Source organism: Pedobacter terrestris (assembly GCF_052343045.1).
Classification (GTDB): Bacteria; Bacteroidota; Bacteroidia; order Sphingobacteriales; family Sphingobacteriaceae; genus Pedobacter.
This window is the reverse complement of record NZ_CP180264.1, coordinates 3,591,014-3,610,671: the sequence shown is the minus strand read 5'-3', so window position 1 is coordinate 3,610,671 and position 19,658 is coordinate 3,591,014. Positions and strand designations below refer to the sequence as shown.

The 19,658-nt window shown below is 39.7% G+C and carries 20 protein-coding genes; 15 read left to right on the top strand and 5 right to left on the bottom strand.

Annotation, left to right across the window (positions count from 1 at the left end):
• Positions 1 to 62: 62 nt before the first annotated feature.
• Positions 63 to 533 (bottom strand): hypothetical protein, encoded by a 471-nt coding sequence (locus ACJVDH_RS15315; protein WP_443944277.1) that lies wholly within the window; start codon positions 531 to 533, stop codon positions 63 to 65.
• A 344-nt stretch (positions 534 to 877) separates the two neighbouring features.
• On the bottom strand, positions 878 to 1,441 hold the full coding sequence (locus ACJVDH_RS15310) for a hypothetical protein (protein WP_443944276.1): 564 nt from the start codon (positions 1,439 to 1,441) through the stop codon (positions 878 to 880).
• A gap of 900 nt (positions 1,442 to 2,341) precedes the next feature.
• Between ACJVDH_RS15310 and ACJVDH_RS15305 the strand changes: the two genes are divergently transcribed.
• The 3 genes from ACJVDH_RS15305 to ACJVDH_RS15295 are packed head-to-tail and all read left to right on the top strand — an operon-like array spanning position 2,342 to position 8,038.
• Positions 2,342 to 5,347, top strand: coding sequence for a SusC/RagA family TonB-linked outer membrane protein (locus ACJVDH_RS15305; protein WP_443944275.1), 3,006 nt, complete (start codon positions 2,342 to 2,344; stop codon positions 5,345 to 5,347).
• A 1-nt stretch (position 5,348) separates the two neighbouring features.
• Positions 5,349 to 6,752, top strand: coding sequence for a RagB/SusD family nutrient uptake outer membrane protein (locus tag ACJVDH_RS15300; protein ID WP_443944274.1), 1,404 nt, complete (start codon positions 5,349 to 5,351; stop codon positions 6,750 to 6,752).
• 17 nt (positions 6,753 to 6,769) lie between these two features.
• A complete protein-coding gene (locus tag ACJVDH_RS15295; RefSeq protein ID WP_443944273.1) occupies positions 6,770 to 8,038 on the top strand; it encodes a TlpA family protein disulfide reductase in 1,269 nt (422 codons plus the stop codon).
• 63 nt (positions 8,039 to 8,101) lie between these two features.
• On the opposite strand, the gene ACJVDH_RS15290 is transcribed toward ACJVDH_RS15295, so the two are convergent.
• From ACJVDH_RS15290 to ACJVDH_RS15280, 3 genes are all read right to left on the bottom strand, one after another.
• Entirely contained in the window at positions 8,102 to 8,395 is a 294-nt protein-coding gene (locus tag ACJVDH_RS15290; protein ID WP_443944272.1) for a hypothetical protein, read from the bottom strand.
• A gap of 375 nt (positions 8,396 to 8,770) precedes the next feature.
• Positions 8,771 to 8,968 carry an HTH domain-containing protein gene (locus ACJVDH_RS15285; RefSeq protein WP_443944271.1) on the bottom strand — a complete coding sequence of 66 codons (198 nt, stop codon included), beginning with the start codon at positions 8,966 to 8,968 and terminating at the stop codon, positions 8,771 to 8,773.
• A gap of 78 nt (positions 8,969 to 9,046) precedes the next feature.
• On the bottom strand, positions 9,047 to 9,634 hold the full coding sequence (locus ACJVDH_RS15280; RefSeq protein ID WP_443944270.1) for a Crp/Fnr family transcriptional regulator: 588 nt from the start codon (positions 9,632 to 9,634) through the stop codon (positions 9,047 to 9,049).
• 104 nt (positions 9,635 to 9,738) lie between these two features.
• Here ACJVDH_RS15280 and ACJVDH_RS15275 point away from each other — a divergent pair, with 104 nt between their 5' ends.
• The 12 genes from ACJVDH_RS15275 to ACJVDH_RS15220 all read left to right on the top strand — a co-directional run bounded on the left by ACJVDH_RS15275 (position 9,739) and on the right by ACJVDH_RS15220 (position 19,565).
• Entirely contained in the window at positions 9,739 to 9,999 is a 261-nt protein-coding gene (locus ACJVDH_RS15275; protein WP_443944269.1) for a hypothetical protein, read from the top strand.
• A 226-nt stretch (positions 10,000 to 10,225) separates the two neighbouring features.
• Positions 10,226 to 10,978, top strand: coding sequence for a LytR/AlgR family response regulator transcription factor (locus ACJVDH_RS15270; RefSeq protein ID WP_443944268.1), 753 nt, complete (start codon positions 10,226 to 10,228; stop codon positions 10,976 to 10,978).
• Between the two features lie 439 nt (positions 10,979 to 11,417).
• Positions 11,418 to 12,242 carry a hypothetical protein gene (locus ACJVDH_RS15265; RefSeq protein WP_443944267.1) on the top strand — a complete coding sequence of 275 codons (825 nt, stop codon included), beginning with the start codon at positions 11,418 to 11,420 and terminating at the stop codon, positions 12,240 to 12,242.
• A gap of 158 nt (positions 12,243 to 12,400) precedes the next feature.
• Positions 12,401 to 12,676, top strand: coding sequence for a helix-turn-helix transcriptional regulator (locus ACJVDH_RS15260; protein ID WP_443944266.1), 276 nt, complete (start codon positions 12,401 to 12,403; stop codon positions 12,674 to 12,676).
• Positions 12,677 to 13,532: 856 nt separating this feature from the next.
• The gene (locus ACJVDH_RS15255; protein ID WP_443944265.1) at positions 13,533 to 14,474 is read left to right on the top strand and encodes a toprim domain-containing protein; all 942 of its coding nucleotides are present in this window, start codon (positions 13,533 to 13,535) and stop codon (positions 14,472 to 14,474) included.
• A 2-nt stretch (positions 14,475 to 14,476) separates the two neighbouring features.
• Positions 14,477 to 14,797 (top strand): plasmid mobilization protein, encoded by a 321-nt coding sequence (locus ACJVDH_RS15250; RefSeq protein WP_443944264.1) that lies wholly within the window; start codon positions 14,477 to 14,479, stop codon positions 14,795 to 14,797.
• 14 nt (positions 14,798 to 14,811) lie between these two features.
• Positions 14,812 to 15,780: a relaxase/mobilization nuclease domain-containing protein gene (locus ACJVDH_RS15245; protein WP_443944263.1), complete on the top strand. Its 969-nt coding sequence runs from the start codon at positions 14,812 to 14,814 to the stop codon at positions 15,778 to 15,780.
• A gap of 11 nt (positions 15,781 to 15,791) precedes the next feature.
• Positions 15,792 to 16,403, top strand: coding sequence for a nucleotide-binding protein (locus ACJVDH_RS15240; RefSeq protein WP_443944262.1), 612 nt, complete (start codon positions 15,792 to 15,794; stop codon positions 16,401 to 16,403).
• Positions 16,404 to 16,430: 27 nt separating this feature from the next.
• Positions 16,431 to 16,721 carry a hypothetical protein gene (locus tag ACJVDH_RS15235; RefSeq protein WP_443944261.1) on the top strand — a complete coding sequence of 97 codons (291 nt, stop codon included), beginning with the start codon at positions 16,431 to 16,433 and terminating at the stop codon, positions 16,719 to 16,721.
• On the top strand, positions 16,637 to 17,011 hold the full coding sequence (locus tag ACJVDH_RS15230) for a DUF4134 domain-containing protein (RefSeq protein ID WP_443947629.1): 375 nt from the start codon (positions 16,637 to 16,639) through the stop codon (positions 17,009 to 17,011). Before ACJVDH_RS15235 ends, ACJVDH_RS15230 begins: the two co-directional genes overlap by 85 nt.
• Positions 17,012 to 17,031: 20 nt before the next feature.
• On the top strand, positions 17,032 to 17,346 hold the full coding sequence (locus tag ACJVDH_RS15225) for a DUF4134 domain-containing protein (protein ID WP_443944260.1): 315 nt from the start codon (positions 17,032 to 17,034) through the stop codon (positions 17,344 to 17,346).
• A 281-nt stretch (positions 17,347 to 17,627) separates the two neighbouring features.
• A complete protein-coding gene (locus ACJVDH_RS15220) occupies positions 17,628 to 19,565 on the top strand; it encodes a TraG family conjugative transposon ATPase (protein WP_443944259.1) in 1,938 nt (645 codons plus the stop codon).
• Positions 19,566 to 19,658 lie beyond the last annotated feature (93 nt).

Here is a 19,658-nt window from a genome sequence, read left to right as displayed (position 1 = left end):
AGGACCCCCAGTGGGGCAAAGATTTTTTCGAAGATTTTTGCCCCATTTTTTTTTGCTACTAATTATTTGTTTTTCAGATAGATATGCTCTTCTATTTCGTTTAACAAAAGTGTTCGATATCGGTCTCCATCGTATAACAATTTTTCAGAAAAAAGGCAGCTTACTAAGTATCTTTTGTCTTCAACGCTGGAATTTTCATAAAATAAATCAAGTTTATTTAAATTTTCAATTGCCCGTTCAGCAACTGGTCGGATGTTCAATACAGCCTTATTTGTTAAGTTGAGTTCGGATAGTTTAGACTCTACAATAGAGATTTTGTCGCTGCACTCGTTTTTTATTGCTCTAAAATTTTCAGCATCTATGTCATTATTTAATAGTAAATCCCTTGCCCTCTCATTTTTTTTATTCAGATCTTGTATTCGCTTAGAATCCAGTTTTCGTTCATATAGGATGGAACCAACCTGATTTTGGTAAGCATCCGCAATAGTCTCGACAAATATCTCCTCGTATACTTTTCTAGGTAAATATAACACCCCGTTCTTTGCACCAACTCGATCAGATTGGCGGCCGGTTCTCCCAGAGACGTGGAAAGGTTGGTTTTATTATTTGCAGAACCATCCAGGACATGTCCCTTTTCATCCGCCGGTGCCGGGATACCTATGCCGATGAGCGCGGTCTCATCATTCCGCTGGTGGATCAGGACATCATCCAGCTTCTTGAGATCCATAACAACTGGAATTCAGGCTTAACAGAACGCTTTCAGACCGGGTACATGCCATTACCGAAGGTTAACAAGCTGCCGTTAATTCCAACGCTAAACCTTTGTGGTTGCCCAAACGGGTATTCCTCAACACTGTACAATAATTTTTGCCATCGTTTATTTTTTAACAGATTTGGTTAATTTATAATACACAGGCTTTGGTCCTCGTCCTTTTCTTGCGGTATGTTTTCTATTCGTCTTTTCAATATTTCCCTTAAATGTTTTTTTAAGACGGTCTATTATTTCACTTACAGAGTAACTTTCTCCATATTTTTCTAAAATGCTATTGGCGATTTCCTGACCCAAGAATTCACTTCTAATATGATAGTTGGCAAGTACCTGTCTTATTCGTTCGTTAATATCGCTTTGAGTATAAGTGATCTCCTCCGGAGTTCCCGCTTTTTTACGGTATATTATTCTTTGCTTAGTATTTTCAGGAATGGTTTCAGAAGAGGGAATAGGATAGTCTGGATTACCAAACTCGAAATACCTTAAACCAAATATATTTGATATTCCTTCTAGCGTTTTTAAAACAGCTCCTTTTTGTCCTTTTAAAATCCCCGATATAACCTTACTATTAGTTTTGGCGAGATGTGCGATATCTACATTATGCAGGCCGAAGCGTTTCATATAACGTTTCAATTGTTGAGCATACTCGAAAGCAACATCCATGTCATTCATCAATAATTAATAGAAATAATTTTTTAATTATATTATTATTATTATATTTGTTGTCAGTTATTTATAGCGACAAGTAGGGTTAGGATATCCTAGCTTTAACGATGTCTCTCATGAGTGAAAACCGCTAAATTTCCACATGAGCCGATCGTGAGTTCGCCAATACTATTGAGTTTTGCTATCTTCGTGATATCTTATTCAATAGGGCGGAGCTCATGTCAGTCTTTTGTGGAACACAAACTAAGGTTTGTGTGGTTCTTAGCGGTACCTCACTCGAAAGCATTGAGTTTCGCCCTATTGGTTTCTTCCAATATGGTTTCCTATTTGCTTTTATTGAGTCCACATCGTTTTACATAAAAATTAACCATTTATGAAAACGAACAAGTTAAGCGCCAACAAAATGATTCACCTCCAGGAAGTGATCCGTAATTGTTCCTTACAGCTATTATTTAAGAACATTATTTGTTCCCCCTCGTAGTGCGAGCTAATAGAATTCCAAGTTTAAATATATCAAATCAGTAGAGGCTTTTTTGTTGAGAGCGGACAATGCCTCTTTAGATATAATTTAGCTTGGTACCAGCCCTTTATTGCGGATTAGGCAAAAGTGCAATACATGGTTTTTCGCAATTCCAAGGTAGTAATCTTTTTCCCTAATTCCAAGTATGGTAAATCATACCTGCATTTGGTTATGCAGGAAGGGCTGGTTTAATGTTGATTTTTAGATTCCTTCGAACTTATATAATGAGCCTGTACAAACAATTTTTATTTGATAGGCTTTACGCGCTAAAGCCTAAAAATCCAGTTTAAGCAATTCAATTAAGGCAGGAATTTTTAATATTTCTTGATATTAACCTGTCTTAATTCCCCCCCGACCAGTTTTCTTTTACCAAACAAACTAACATCATGAAAAAAATATTACAATTTATTCTGCTGGCGGAGCTTTGCCTAAACTTTTATGCCCATGCGCAGCCCATTCAAACTCAACTATCAGGACGTGTAACCAACACGAATGGTCGAGCGATTTCCGGATCTACTATTGTCATTAATGGCGATAACAATCATAAAATTATTACCGACAATGACGGGAGGTTTAAACTCGTCACATCTAAGCCAGTTGGTGAATTTATAGTGTCTAGCGTTGGCTATAAATCAGTTACTATAGCTTATGGGCCAAAAACTTTATTTGATATAACTCTTGAAGAATCTAGCGGTTCATTAGACGATGTTGTTGTGATCGCCTATGGGACGACGACCAAGAAACTAAACACAGGATCTAATGCTACAATTTCGGCCGCTGATATATCTAAGCAGCCTGTTTCAAATCCGCTGGAAACTATGTATGGCAAAGTGCCGGGACTAATCGTAACCTCGACTGGGGGACTTCCAGGGGCAAATGTAAAAGTTCAATTGCGAGGGAGGACATCCATTAGCTCTACGATTTCAAATGATCCATTATTTATTGTCGATGGGATTCCTTTTGCTGCTAATAATAGTGATTTAAGTGTTGTAGGTCGGAATGCTGCGGGATCGATAAGCCCTTTCAACAGCATAAATCCCGATGACATCGAACAAATCGACATTTTGAAAGATGCCGATGCGACAGCTATTTATGGAAGTAGAGGTTCAAACGGTGTAATTCTCATTCGCACTAAAAAAGGAAAGGCAGGCAAAACTAAAATTGATGCAAATTTTAACTATGGATTAAGCCGAATCACAAGGTCCAGCGACTGGCTCAATACCAGCCAGTATCTATCAATGCGTAAAGAAGCATTCAGGAATGATAATGTAGCAATGACTATGGCAAATGCTTATGATATTCTAGTTTGGGATACTACGCGCTACACCAACTTCAAAGAACTTTTGATGGATAAAACTGCACAAACCTCCAATGCCAATTTATCCATTTCTGGGGGAAATAACGATACGCAGTTTTTGCTTAGCGGATCATATAACAGACAAGGCGCAGTTATTCCCGGTGATTTTGGAAACAATAGAGGGTCTGTGTTATTTAATTTAGGACATACTTCAGGCAACAAAAAGTTTGACCTAAATTTTTCGGGGAATTTTACAGCAACCAGCAATAACCTGACTTCAACCGATCTGGCCGCTTATTTAAATTTGCCACCCAATCTGCCGAGTTTATATACCGAAGATGGGAAGCTGAACTGGTCGTCAAATGGCTACAGCTTTACCAATCCGTTGGCATTTTTAGAGCGGGTTTTTAAAGGCACCACTAGAAATTTAGTTTCTAATCTACAAGCGGGTTATAAGATTTCAGAAACCCTGAGGTTTAAAGCAAGCGCAGGATATAATTTGCTCCAAAGTACTGAAGACAGCCGGATTCCAATCCGCTCACTAGATCCATCCACCAATCCGACCGGTTCCTCAGCATTTTCAGATGCCAGCTATAGTTCAGTAATCCTTGAACCTCAACTGGATTACAGTAAATCCTTTGGAGAAATAAAGCTTAATATTTTATTGGGGGGAACCTATCAGGTAAATAGCAATAAATCCAGTTCAATAATTGCAACGGGCTATACTAATGATTTGCTTTTGGGATCTCCTTCAGCTGCAAGTAGTACGGTTTCCGCTTCTTCTGCAGATTATAAGTACGCTGCGCTGTTTAGCAGGATAAATGTTAATTATAGTGATACCTATATTTTAAACCTCACAGCAAGAAGAGACGGATCATCAAGATTTGGACCTAACAGGAGATTTTCAAATTTTGGTTCATTAGGTGCGGCGTACATCTTTACTTCAAAAGAAGCCTTGGGAGATCTAATTCCATTTTTAAGCTTTGGAAAACTTCGGGCAAGTTTTGGTTTGACTGGTAACGATAAAATTGGAGACTATGCATACCTGAACACCTATAGTGCTAAAACCACTGCTTTTCAAGGCGTATTTGGATTATACCCAACCGGGCTTCCAAATGCAGATTATGTTTGGGAGAAAAATAAAAAGTTTGAAGTGGCCTTAGAACTTGGACTTTTTAATAACAGAGTGACTGTTAATACTGCATATTATAACAACAGAAGCAGCAATCAGCTCTTGAGTTTTGCCCTCCCTGCTCAAACTGGTGCGACTTCCATTATTGCAAATTTTCCGGCAACTGTTCAAAACAGCGGAGTAGAAATAGAAGTCGGAAGTACAAATGTTTTATCGGGTAAGTTTAAATGGACAAGCTCAGTTAATTTTTCCATTCCTAAAAATAAGTTGATCCATTTTGAAAATTTAACCACTTCGAGCTATAATTATTTAATAATCGGTCAGCCCCTTAGCATCCTTTATGGATTTGATTATGCTGGAATTGATCCTTCGACAGGTATTCCTCAATTTAAAAAGGCAGATGGAACTTTGACTACAAGCCCAGTTTATGCCACAGATAAAAATACAAACCTGGGAAATTTAGATCCTAAATTTTATGGCGGATTATCCAATGAATTTAGCTATGGTAATTTTAGTTTAAGTTTCCTGTTTGAGTTTAAGAAGCAGTTAGGGACTACGGTAATGGGCAATATGTTTAGCAACGCCACATATCCCGGAACAATGTTTAATCAACCTGTATTGGCTTTAGACAGATGGACAGCCTCAAACCCTGAGTCAACGCTACCCAGGTATACTAGCACAGTTGGATCTGCCGCTTATACCGCAATCAACAACATCCGCTTATACGGTTCTAACTTCAAAATAGGTGATGCATCCTATGTTCGGTTAAAAAACGTAGCAATGGGGTATGAACTCTCTAAAAAGTTGACCGGTAAAATAGGGGTAGACCGGGTGAGGGTATATGCAAATGCGCAGAATCTATTCTTGATTACCGGATATCAATATGCCGATCCCGAAACGCAAACGCTACTCAAAACCGGTCCATTAAAAAACATAACCTTCGGAATTCAAACCACATTTTAGCATGAAAAATCACATAACAAATTTTATCATTAGCGGGCTATTGTTCACCCTGTTTTTTGCCTCATCCTGCGAGAAAATTGTTGAGGTATCTGCGCCCAAAGACCGCATAATTGCGCAGGAAGTTTTTCTTGATGACGCAACAGCGACTTCGGCAGTATTAGGCCTTTATCAGGACATGACCAATTTAAATGGTGCAGTCGGAAATTTTGGACTCTCTTTATATCCTTCACTCTCAGCAGGGGAGATATCGCGAACCTCTTCTATTGCGGTATACGATGAATTTAGCAATAATGCCTTGACCAGCAGTAATAGTCTGCTGAGTACTTACATCTGGAATAAAGCGTATAATCTAATTTTTCAAGCCAATAGCATTATCCAGGGCCTGGAAAACAGTGGGTCTGTTTCTGTAGCCGTTAAAGCCCAGCTCACTGGCGAGGCAAAGTTTATCAGGGCTTTTTACCATTTTTATCTTTACAACCTTTTCGGGCCCGTACCACTGATCACCACTATTGAATATAAACAAAGCTCAGCTGTTGGACGATCTTCAAAAGAAGAATTGTATGCACAGATCCTATCGGATTTACTGGATGCGAAAAATAACTTGTCCGCTACATATGCATCCACAGGACGCGTGCGGGTGAATAAATGGGCTGCGACTGCGCTGCTTTCGAGAGTTTATCTATACCTTGAAAAATGGGATGATGCTTATCAGGCATCCAACGAGCTCATCGCTTCTAATCAATATTCCCTTGTCAGTAATTTAAACAATGTATTTTTAGCAGGTAGTAATGAGGCTATTTTTCAGTTGCTTCCAACCGGCGCAATCACTGCAACAACTATAAATACCTGGGATGGTAACACCTTTATCCCTGCCAGCGGATCCGTGCCGCAATACCGGATAAGCGCTAGCTTACTTAATTTATTTACTGCCGGTGACCAGCGGCGAACGCTTTGGATAAATTCTGCTGTAGTATCTAACGTGAGCTACAGCTACCCTTATAAATACAAAGTTAAAAATGGATCATCCATTAGTGAATATTATATGTTTTTGCGTTATGCAGAGATACTACTTATTCGGGCTGAAGCCGCGGCTCAACTTGGCAATTTATCTTCAGCAATAACCGACTTAAACTTAATCAGAAAGCGCGCAGGAACTCCATTGGCATCTGTACAGTCACCAGAAATTTCGAAAGAGGAATTAATTAAGCTGATTCTCATCGAGCGGCAAAAGGAATTTTTCTGCGAAATGGGACACCGATGGCTAGATCTAAAAAGAACAGGTACTATCGATCCGGTTATGAGGGAGATAAAGTCAACCTGGCTTTCCGCTTATAGTCTTTACCCCATCCCATTCAATGAACTTATCCGAAACCCACTCTTAACCCAAAATCCAGGTTACAATTAATTATAAATACAATCAAAATGAAAAATATCACAACTCTGCTTGCCTCTTTGCTGCTTTCAATCAACCTGTTTTCCCAGGAATTATCCCCTTTGCAAACTGGTAACAAAATGCCCGAAGTCACTCCGCTTGAAATCTATGGTTCAACAAATACCTTTGACTTCCAGGAAAAAAAGAATAAACTGATTATCATAGATTTTTTTACAACCGGTTGCGTGCCATGCATTGCCGCTATTCCTAAAATGCAAGCCCTGCAAAATGAATTTAAAAACCAGCTTGAAGTAATCATGGTGACCTCTGACGGTGTTGAAAAAGTAGAAGCTTTAAAGAAGACATCTGACATCTTTAAAAAAAATACCCTGCCCATGGTCGTAGCAGATAAGCAGCTAAAAAAACTATTTCCTTTTCAGGTGGTACCCACCCACATCTGGATTGATGAAAATGGGACTTATCTTTACGCAACTGACGGGGAAAGCAGCAACGCTGAAAATTTAAAGCAATACTTCCAGAAGCGCCCTGTCACTATGGGCAAGGGAATAACAGATTTTTCAAGAAATCAGCCAATATGGAAACAGTTAAATAAAACCTCTGTGCAGCCCTTGTATACCTCTATTGTAACCAGACGTATAGAAGCCACTGGCTCATCCAGCGGTTACACGCGGGACTCTATAAACCTTAAAGTTATAGGTTATGAGGCTAGAAACTGCAATCCGCTTACCATTTTGATCGCAGCAATGCAGGATAAAAAAAATACTTTCTCTGACTGGCGAAGGGTTGTGCTGGAAGGAAAGGCAAAAGAATATAAGTTTCCGGATAAAATAAGTAAAGAATGGTCGATGGAACATTCCTACTGTTATGCACTTTATCACCAAAACGCAAGTGAACAGGAAATCAAGGAATCCATGCTCATGGATATGAAAAGATTTTTCTCTCTATCCGCAAAAATTGAAGAACGCACCTCACCGGTACTGGTCTTAAAATTGGTGGATAGGAGTAAACTTAAATCTGAAAAGACCAAACGTGTAATTCATTTCAAAGTGGATGATGATTCTGATTATCAATTGGAGCATGTCTCTATGCGCGAATTTTTTAGTTCCACTGTAGGTTATCCCGGTAGAAAGTATGGTCTTCCCGTTTTAAACGAGGCAGATTATGACGGCACTTTTGACATTTCCCTTAAAGGAAAGATCAATGACCTGGATAACGTACGCAAACAACTTAAAAAATATGGAATTGAGTTTGTAGAGGAACAAAGGACACTTTCCTATCTTGTTCTTTACGGAGAATAAATTGAAAAAAATAATGCCCTGGAAGGTAACATCCTACTTCCAGGGCATAAGTATTTATCGAATCTAAGGGTTCATTTTATATTCGATATGATCTGGTGTGTCAGTTTGCGGCTGATCGGTTTGCTGCAAAAATCCCCTGGCACATTCAATCGGTCCCTCCTGTAAACAATCATTCGGTGATACCGCGCTTGGCGTTTCAGAAAGCAATGTTCCGCTTTGCGCATCGTACCAGTAGTAATCAACCCGAGCATTCTTACTGGACTGGTGATTTGCTGTAAATGCACTAAAGCCTACGATGGTGGTTAATGAAAGTACCACTGCTGCAGCGATTCTTTTTATTTTGAAATTCTTATTCATTGTTTTTTAATTGAGAAGTGATTAATAATTTGATTATCCTGAGGCGGAGTATGCCGGAGACGTATTTTTTTATTTATATAGTCATCCCTTTCCCGGGCGGAAGCGGTTCCGTCCGGGTACCCCGTGAAGCAGGTATGTTTCCGGTCGTGAACACTCAGACAATTTGCACAGCTTAACAGGGATATAATTTTTTTGTGTGTGTAAATGGATGATAGCAATAAAATCCTTTTTATTAGATGTCCTTTTTGCCACAGCATGCTTTTACAACCTGCCACATGGTTCCCTCCAGGCAGGCTAAATTTTTTTGAAGATTTTGTAGCAGAACTATTCATATTGATTTATTTTTAACACCCTATCGGCCGGTTTTTACACTTTTCATTCTTGATCGAGGTGATAGCGTCCAAGAGATTTTTCATATGATATATCGTACCCGGACGCCCTAAGCCGTTTTAAATAGGATTTTATTGTTCGCTCGCTGCAACCAAGCATCATAGCGGCATGCCGGGCGTTTAACAGACGTTTTTGCTTGACCAGGAAAAGTATATCTTGTAGCTTTTGATTGTGGGATGGCATAATAAAATCCTCCTTGTTTGACCAAAGTTCTTCGAGAACAAGGAAACTGGCACATCGACAATCAAAGAAAAACTCGGTCTAATAATTCCGTTGAAAAAGTAAATCCTTTAAAATACCGCTCATGGTCGGTTCAGAAATCCCCAGATAGGAGGCGATATGTTTTTGGCTGACCAAACGGTTTATTTGCGGAAATCTGCGTTGTAGTTCTAAAAAATTCTGCTTTGATGATCCCCCTCGTAATTGGGAAACCTCCTGGTTTTTTCTAAGGAGATTTTGCTTAAGAATTGCATTGGAAAGAAATAAAAAATCAGGGGATTGATCTTCCATCGCCCGCCAGTCGTAATAATTGAATTGTAGTAGCTTTCCAGGCTGTTCACATACGATTCCCTCATTACCGCGCCTCCTGTTGTAGAAACTTTCGAGTGAGGTCATCAGGCTTCCCGGACCGAAAAATTCAACTGTTATATCCTGCCCGCTGGCATAGGAATAAATCCTGAAAAAGCCTTCAGTGATAAAGTATAGATTTTTACACATTTCACCTGGAAAAAGTATCTGTGCACCTTTATCCAGGTGTAGTGTTTTCATTCTGGAAAACAGGTTTGTTTCGCTTTGCTGGGAAAGCTGCGCGAGGCCACTTAAGTATTCTTTAAAAATTTTGATCTCCATCGGTGTTCCTTTTTTGGTAAGTGAATTTTTTCTTTAAAGAAACTGCGGAACTTTGTTGTACGGCCGGATCATACCTTTTCCACATCACCTTAAACTCATCGTTTATGTACCAAGAACTCCTCAACAGACTTGACGAATTAACAAACCTGCTCGTTCAAATCCTTTCAAAGGTAGATGAGCGCAATAGCAGCATACCCCCAATTAAATCACAATGGCTAGATAGCGCTGACATAAAACAGTTGCTCAAAATTAGCGACAGCTCACTCTATAGAATAAAGAAAAATAATTTGATCCCTGCCAAAAGGATTTCAGGAAAATGGTATTACCAGCTGCCAGAATTTGACAGCCGGGATTCAGCTGAATAATCTCAACTTTAACTTGATTTCGCAATTTTTTGCATGAAATAATAAAAAAAAGCAAACCAATATTGCCTTTTGGGATGAATCAGCTGTATTGTGGGGCGAATTGCTCTTTTATGAAAGCTAAATTTCAATATAATGTTAAAAAAGGTTCGGAATGTAAATTAATGATATACAAACTTTGGTGATATTCCTGAATTGTTTAATTTATGGCCTTCCAAAACTAACAGATATGGAGAAAATGCTCAGGTGTGTAGTTGTTGATGATGAAATCGCGGATGGCAAATTAATTCATCAATTGGTCAGGGATCATCCCAGGCTATACCTTTACAAATGGTATTTTGATTCTTTAAGAGCTATGGCAGACATTAGTTCTTCGGATCACATCGATATTGCTTTTATTGATGTTCAGATGCCTGGTATATCCGGAATAGATCTTGCCCGGCAATTACGGGATAAATTCAGATATCTGGTCTTTGCTACAGCTTATGATCAATATGCAGTTGAAGGTTATACCGTTAATGCAGATGCCTATCTACTCAAACCAATTTCACAATTAGATTTCAACAGCACCATAATCAGAATTTTATCCAAGCAAAGCGAGATTCCTCAAAAGAGTGAACAATTTGCAGATGATAGCCTTTATCTTCCAATAGAAGTCAAAGGGAAAATATCAAGAGTGCAAATCGAATCCATTCAACTGGTAAGGTCTTTAAAAGGAAGCAATTACCTCGAAATTTTTACCAATCAGCAAAGCTATAAAATACGTGCGACCCTTGACTACGTAGAAAGGTTGTTTGATGGGGATTCGCGTTTTATGCGGGTAAGCAGAAGCGAGATGATCAATCTGGATACAGTTAGAGAGATTAGTGGCAACCAGATTCATCTCTTTTCGCAGACCGTGGTTATCGGTACTGCTTATCGTGAGCGTTTTATGGGTTATGTATCCAGAAAGATGAGCAACCAGTCCCTAAGGACTGGCTAAACAATTAATGCGTCAGAACAGATGAAGTCGTTACGGTAGGATCTGTCGAGGTAGTAATCTTCACATGCTGTGGCGGCCTGAAGATAAAGACTGTCTTTACCTTGAGCTTGATTTTTGGTGTCATCCCGGCAACCTAGATAGCTAAGAATGGCATTTTTAACATCTGGGATGAGTTGCCTTGATAGTGGATTTAAATACATGTATTATGAAACATAACCTTCTTACTAAAAAGTTGCCCCAATTTTTTTGGCATTACGTTTACTGGATTATATATATACTGTTTGATCAGCTTTTAGCCCTTGGGTTTTTAGCAGAAACACCACCGTTTTTTCTTTCATTGTTTCATTATGCAGTTAATATTGTCTTCTTCTATTTTCTCTGCCGTGTTGCACTCCCGTGGGCTGCACGGAATATATATATATCCATCTACAAAATCCCGATGGCATTATTAGGCGTTTTGGGCCTGTATGTTTTATCCAAATATTCGCTGGATTATTTATTGAACTACTTTTACCACACCAAGTGGAGTGATGGGGGTCTGAGCGTTAGGGATGCATGCGGCTACCTCTACCGGTTTAGTTTTTATATTTTCAGTGCGTTCGCCTACTTTTATTTAAGTAGGTTCTTTGATGAACGCGAACAGCGGTATAAATTGCTTGAATTTAAATTTAACCAAGAGTTAACCGATAAGGCTAGAGGTAAGCACCATTACGGCAATTCAGAAATTTTCAACGTTATTGCGGACGGACACTTTTTGTATGGATCACTAAATTACCTGTTGAGTCAAACTCCACAACATGATCATAACTCACGGGAAATGTTAATTGGAATTGCCGATACCCTTAGGTACCTGACTAACCGCAGTGATTTTACTGCGCCTCGAACAATTCAGCAAGAAGTTGCTCAGATGGAGCTGCGCGTGCGGATGCGAAAAATCCGCTCTTCAGATTTCTTAGCCCCGGAAATTGAATGCCCAAGTGCCGTGCTATCTAAAAAAATCGTTTCAGGAGTTTTGCTTCCTTTATTTGAGAGTTTAACCAGGATGTATCCAAATCAGGATCAATCGGTACCATTGTTTAAATTTTCCTTATCATCGGTTGGCATTAACGTTTTTCTAAAGTATCCTATTGCATCGCAGTCACAGCTTCTGGAAAGAACTATAGAATATGTTTCAATCCGCATAGATCAACAGTATGGTTCTTTGGCAGGGATATCAAGATATCAGGATGAGCGTTTTTCTTATCTGAATATTCAATTCCCATAAATATCCTCGGGACCTTAGCAATTGAAGTCAAATAGATTCACTTACAATCAAAACCAGTTTGGTTCATTTTAAGATTAAGGATTAAATTTTTGCTTGCTTAAATTCGGTGCATGTGGCGGAAAAACTGCTTCAGAGCAATAAACTTTAAGCTTAAAGTTATGAATAAGATTGATGCTTTATTAGATGTGCTTTATAAAATATATTTTCTATTGCTGCATCATACCGGCAATTATGAAGGCAAACAAATTCACTTATTAGATGAGCAGATGACCAGGCAGCAGGTAAAAGATTACCTCAACATTAGCGAGGCTACTTATAAGCGGAAAGTGAAAGAGGGAAAGCTCAGGCCGCTAAAAATGCCTGGTGGCGACAGATATTATAAAAGTCAATTGGAAGAAGAATACCGTGAAAGTATTAGAAGGGGACGGATATAAATTAGCGCAAAAATTTTTTCCTGAAAACGTCTGTAGTTGAATTAGCAGTAACACAGCAGGCAAAATTGAATCAAGAAAAAAATATCAATTTACCATGTGAATTTTCTAAGATGTAATCGGTGAGATCAGCTAGGCTAATCTTTAATGGGTGGTGATAGGTTTAGTATTCGGTTATCCGCCCCGCTTTAAATTTATTAACGCCGAGCCGTATAAGGGTTTCCAATTAACAATAAATGAGTTTTAGAATAGCGATCACCAGAGAATAAACAACCATTTCCTTTTATCCAAGTCTAAAATTTCTACTATCCTTTCTATGGTATTTCCCGGCTCCTGAATCATGCACTTGTCCATAAAACTGGAAAAGAAGTACCCGCTACAACTCAACGGCATTATAGAATTATCCCCGCAAGTTCAATCTGTATTCGAACGTTTTAAACTAGCTCATAATAAGATCATTATGGCTCAAAATATCCTCTGAAAATATTCAATTGATAACTTTATTCCTATGAAAAGTAAATGTGGTCCCAGTTGGGACAAAAGCAGAAACGTATTAACAAGCTGGAAAATTTTCAGTTTTACCCTGCTCAGATCTTTGACATTAGGAAGGAAAGCATTATTTGGCAAAAGCTAAAAATTTTGCGAAGTGGTAAGCGTAGACTTATCCACGAAAACGCATTGGCAGGCTGTAATGGCCCGGTCTGTATGGACTGACGTGAGTACCTTCGATAATAAAATACCAGCGTATTTTTTGCTGGTGAAAAGCAATCCAGCCGGCATGTGGTAAGCAAGTTCGGCTCGGTTGCTTTTTTTATGAGTTAAAAGTAAAGGATTAGTTATCCAGTAAATAAATTTTGCGATGAAGAATGAAAAAGTAAATCTTGCCACCCTCAAAGACCAGATATCCCTTCGTTCACTTTTGGAAGCGCTTGGGCACTACCCTAAAGGTAGTTCTGGCGGAGAGCTCTTTTATATTTCTATGTTAAGAGATAATGATAGAACCCCCTCATTCTGCGTAAATGAAAGTTTGGGATTTTGGTATGACCACGGCCTGGGCAAAGGAGGAACTGTAATTGATTTGGCAATGCACTACTGGCCAGAACTTTCTTTTAGAGAGGCAATGGAAAAACTGCAACATATAGTAGCGCTACCCGCCTCGCAATTCCAGCAATCCGGCAAAGTAGAAACACCACTGCGCACTCCAAGTTATCAGATTAAAGAATCCAGACCGCTTGGATCTAACCTTTTAATCAGAGCCTATTTAAATTCAAGGGGAATACTTCCCCAAGCCCAGGGAATTATTAGCGAACTATACTACTTTACCAGCAGAGGTGAGGAGAAAAAGCAGCGCTATGCTGCCGCGTGGCAAAATAGAAGTGAAGGTTGGGAAGTGAGAAATGAGTTTTTTAAAGGGTGTCTGGGTAAAAAAGACCTGAGCGTGTTTTCTGGCAGTGAAAACCACGTGGCCGTATTTGAAGGGCTAATGGATTATTTGTCATATAAAAGAGAATTTCCTTCTTCTGAAGCTTCCGTGATTGTGTTGAACTCTGTTTCGCTGCTTTCCAAAGCAGTGGAGCTGTGCAAAGAAAAATCATCTGTTGAGCTGTTTTTTGATCACGATACAGCGGGGAAAAAAGCCACAGTAGAATTTTTAGCAGCCGTTCCAACCGCCCGCGACCGCTCCCGGTTATATGAAGGCCATGCAGATTACAATAGTAAAATTATGGCTCTGGATAAGCAGTCGCGATCCTGGCTACAGAATATCAGGGGATATAAGACCAAGGGCACCAGAAAATATTAATTATGGGAAGAGAAAAAAAGGTGCAGCGGCATAACGTGCCCATCAAGGGCTTTTTTACCATGGAAGAAAAATTAAAACTCGAAAACAAAGCAAATCAGCTTGGGCTATCTCTATCTCAATTGATTAGAAAAATGACATGTGGGCATAAATTTTTCAATGCTGATGCTTCCCAGGTACTCATCAGTTTAAATCAGATTTGTACTGCTCTGGCAGCAATCGATCACAATCAAAATGCTCGCACGCCAGCGGATACAGATTCTGTTGAAAAAATCCAGGCTCAATTAGAAAGCCTCTTGCGGAAACTTCTGGAAGAACTCAGATAAAAGCGAAAATCAATATGGGCAGATTAAATGTGATCCTGTTTACCAGTTCAGCGGGGTTTCCTGCTGTAAGCTATAATTTTTCGAAGCTTGAAAAAGGAGATGCTGAGCTGATTTACACCTCTGGATTTGGCATCCTTGATTATTTTCAGACGCCTAGAGCTAAAGATTACGAAAACTACTTTTTAGCCCAGGCTTCGCTAAATACCAAAAGTCAAAACAATCAGTTTCATGCTGTGATTTCAGCTAAGGGAAGAAGCCTTGGCTGCAGTGGATTAAAGCATATTGCTGTTGAATGGGTTGCTGAAATGGGATATTCCCACCAGCCGGTATTGATATTCTTTCATAAGGATTCAGATAATAACCACGTTCATATTGTATCTACAGATGTGAAAGCTAACCGCTCGAAAATATCCGATAGCTTTGATCGGGTGAGGGCTATTGATATCTTAAATAAGATATGCGGGATCGATGATCGTGCAGAACTTGATGCAATTTTATCTAAAGCGCAGCATTTAAAACTCACTGGGCTATCTTCTCTTTCCGCGCTGCTAAAGTTAAAAGGGTATAGCTGCTTTCAGCATAAAGATTATTACTACATAAAGAAATCGGGTAAAACCCTCATCAAGCTTTTATATTCTTCCGCATCTAAAAAACTAATCAATCATAAGCTACCAAAAGAATATGCACATAGAATTAGTTTTATATTACAAAAAGAAAGTCTGTTACACAGCGCTGAGCCGTCCCCAATATTCCGCAATATCGCTCACAAAAACCGTAGAAAAATCATTGCCTACCGTTCAGATCTTTCTGAGGCATTATTAAAGTATGGCTTGCAGATGATTTATCATTTCAACGCTATTGGCGTTAGCAGTTTTACCCTATATGATCAGAAAGCGCAAAGGCTAATTTCTTCCAGTGAACTTTATGCATTGCCTGTAGTGCAGATGCAAACTACGCAAAAGCCATTACAGCTTAAGAGATAAAATTTTTTATTATGATTGTTTTTATCTACAGCTTAAAAGGGGGGAGTGGGAAATCAACGCTTTCACTGTTACTCTCTTATTCTATGAGTTTGAAGAAAAATAAAGTAACGCTTCTTTCAGTGGAACCAGCCACAGAACTCTCTTTGTTAGAACAGCGGTCATTGGTTCTTGATGATCATCCTGAGTTTTCTTTCTTATCGTGTTCAATAGATCAGCTATCAGCAGTTTTTTCTCGTTTTGAGTCCAGCTCGGAGATTTTGATTATTGACTTTCCCTGCGCGCTAAGTGCAAAGGTGGCAGAAGAGATTCAACGAAAGAGTGCGTGTATACTCATTCCATTTGATGGTCATGTGTTTTCAGTTACCAAGGCAATGGAATCTGCGCTAAGAAGTATCAGAATTAATCCAGGCTCAAGGGTTGCATTTATTCCTGTGGAGAAGTCTAAAGTTGGTTTTTTGTATTCCTATGATTTAAATTCCGCCCTTTCTTCGCTGGCGTATGTAAGCCAGCCCATTCCTTTCTCTGCAAAGCTCACCTCACTCAGAAGTTTAAATGTTGGCGATCTATTAACTCAGAAGTGCCTTTTAGCACTAGAGGAACTTTGCAAATATGTTTTAAAATAATTCATTTTTTGTCAAATCTTAAAATCTATGAATCAATTCAGTACGTTTTCTCTGGCTGTACTTATTTTTTACAGCCTGTATTATTTAGCAAATCTGTTCTACGATTTCTTATATTCCAAAAAGCAGTCTGCGGGGATTTCTCCAGAGATCTCTGCCAAATCAATTCAGGTTAAGTCCGTAGATAGCCATCATTTTGAAGAATTGCAGCAGGGGGCGATCGCAGGGGGGTGTGAATCCAGTGGAGGAGTAAGCCTGGGGGAGATTTTAGAACTCTGTCAGAGCGAATCGATAGAGTTTGTGAAAAAAATCCCTTTCTAAATCCGCTAAGCCTCTCACTGATCTTAATATTTTTTCCTTTCCATGGAAGTGCCCAGCCCGGTATTGGCGAACTAAATTCAGCCAGTGAAGAGATTAAGTCAATATATTATGCGCTTTCAGATCTCTCATTAATCCTTGGGGCCATTTTGGGAATTCTGGGTGGCCTTAGAGTATTTATCAACTGGCAAAACAGAGAATACCGCGTGGATATACAAGTAGTTGGATGGTTCTTCTCCGCAATCTTTCTATTGCTTTGCGGCGTTTTTCTTCGTGGAACTTTTTCGCTTTAAAATTATCAAATCCTAACATTATGAATAAATCTAACAAATTAAAACTCCTTTTGCCAGGCATGATGAGTTTATTTTCCCTTTCTGCCTCCGCGCAGGCAGGAGGCGGAACAACCGGAATTAATGCAGCGACCTCTACGCTAACCAGCTATATCGATCCGGTCACAACTTTGACTCTGGCCATCGGCGCAGTAGTGGGTATTATTGGTGGGGTAATGGTGTACATTAAGTGGAATTCCGGAGACCGCGATATTTCCAAAGAGGTGATGAGCTGGGGGGGCTCCTGTTTATTTTTAGTCCTTGTCTCAGTTGTCATTAAAGCATTTTTCGGGGTATAACATTATGAGACAATATTCGGTATACAAAGGCCTCCAGTCCCCGCTTTCTTTTAGGGGCTTCCGTGGAAAGTTTATTGCATGGGGGGCAGCATGCGTTGCATTATCGCTGCTTTTGGCAGGAGTTCTCGGTGCTTCGCTGAGTATGTTTTCAGGCTGCAGCAGTCTGGTCGTATGCCTGCCTGCTTCGCTCTATTTTATTTCTAATCGCCAAAAAAACGGGCTACACAGTAAAACCCGTTATAAAGGGATTTATATTCCCGGGGCAAAAATCTTTTATAATTATGGAACAAAAACATGAATTATCCTGGCCCTACCTGGGCATATCAAGCTGTTCGGGGTTTGATTTGCTGTGCGGAGAAATGGGCGACATTTCTTTACTTATCTCCATTGAAAATCCGGTTCTTGCCTTAAGTGCGGATGAGCGGGGATATGATGATTTTTTATCTCAACTCAAAGCGGTGGTAAACATTTTGGGAGAAGGGCATATCATCCAAAAGCAAGACATCTTTTCCAGAAAGGCATTCAGCCAAAAGGAAGCAGAAAATTTCCTGCAGCAAAGCTACTGGTCGCATTTTCACAACCGGGAATATATCGAGCATCATTGCTATATGATATTAACCTGTAAGGCGCCCAGAAATTCTTTTTTTTCTTTCGATCAGAAGCGGCTAGACAAGTTCATTGACCGGGCTGCTAAGGCTTTGGATATGCTTCGCTCATCCGGGATAAACCTTTGCGTGCTTGATCAGGGTGCTATTGAGCGATATATAGGAAAGGTGGCAGTGATGGATTTTAGCCCAGAGCGTCCATCAGCTGAAAATTACCGCGTAAGTGCCGATCAGGTTGAAATCGGAGAATTGGCCGTAAAAAATATTACCCTGGTGGATACTGACCGAATGGAGCTGCCCTCTGTTCTAGGCGCTTATCAGAGAAAAACAGACGGTAAAGCCTTTCGCGAATTTGCTGTGGACAACTTAAGTTTTTTATCTCTAATTCCTGCCAGTACAACAACTCTTTACAACCAGGTCATAGAAGTACCTTTTCAGAGTTCTACCATTTCCAAGCTTTCTTTAAAGCGTAAACGGCACTCGGGGATTTCTGATGCTGAAAACCGGATGAGCGTACAGGATATTGATGCGCTGATGGAAGAGGTGGCCAGGGAAGGCCGCTTAATCGTACTTGCTCATTTTAACATCTGCATTGCGGGCCCAAAGCAAAACCTGGCGCAAGCTACTGCCTTTATAGAGTCCTCATTATTTTCCTTAGGCATTGTTCCCTCTAAAAACGCATACAACCAGATGGAGCTTTTTCGGACAGTGCTGCCAGGGAATGCGGTGGGGCTAAAACCATACGATTGTTTTTTGCTTAGCTGCGAGGCAGCCTTGTGCCTATTTTTTAAAGAAAGGCTTTCGGCGAGTGAGCAGTCAGATTTTTTAATATACTTCACCGATCGTCAGGGGATTCCCATCGGTATTGACTTAAGCGATGAACCCATGCGCAGCGGAAGGATATCGAACCGCTCAAAGTTCGTACTTGGTGGATCGGGCAGTGGAAAATCCTTTTTTATGAATGCGGTCATAGAACAGTATTTACGTTATAACATGGATGTAGTGATCATCGACACTGGTCACTCTTATAGTGGGATATGCAATTATTATCAGGGAAGCTATATCAGCTATAGTGAGCAGAACCCCATTACCATGAATCCCTTTGATTTTTCCAGGCAAGAATACAACATTGAAAAGCGCGATTTTTTGAAAACCTTAATTTGTTTACTCTTTAAAGGAAGCGGCGAAAAAGTTTCCCAGATTGAAGATTCCGTGATTTCAGAAGTTATTGCCTCATTTTATGGACAGGCATTTTCTGATTCTGATCAGCTTAGCTTAAGCTTTGATGTATTTTATCACTACTCCATAAAAGAAATACAAAAGCTCATCGAAAAACGCAAAATTCATTTTGATTTGCATACCTATTCCTATGTTCTATCCAAATTTACCTCCGGCAAGGAATACGGGGAGCTATTGAATAAAAAAATGGACGAATCTTTGTTTTCGCAGCGTTTAATTTGTTTTGAAATTGATGCTGTAGCAGATCACAAAGTACTTTTTCCAATCTTGACCTTGGTGATCATGGATGTATTTCTTCAAAAAATGCGCCTTCGAAATACCCAGCGAAAGGCATTGATTCTGGAAGAGGCATGGGTGCGACGGGAAGCGGCTTAAAAAGATTGTCTGACTGATATATTTAGATCAGACCTGCTGTTTCGTCAGCAGTAACCTATCGGCACATGCGGCCGTCCGTAAGGATGCGGTGTG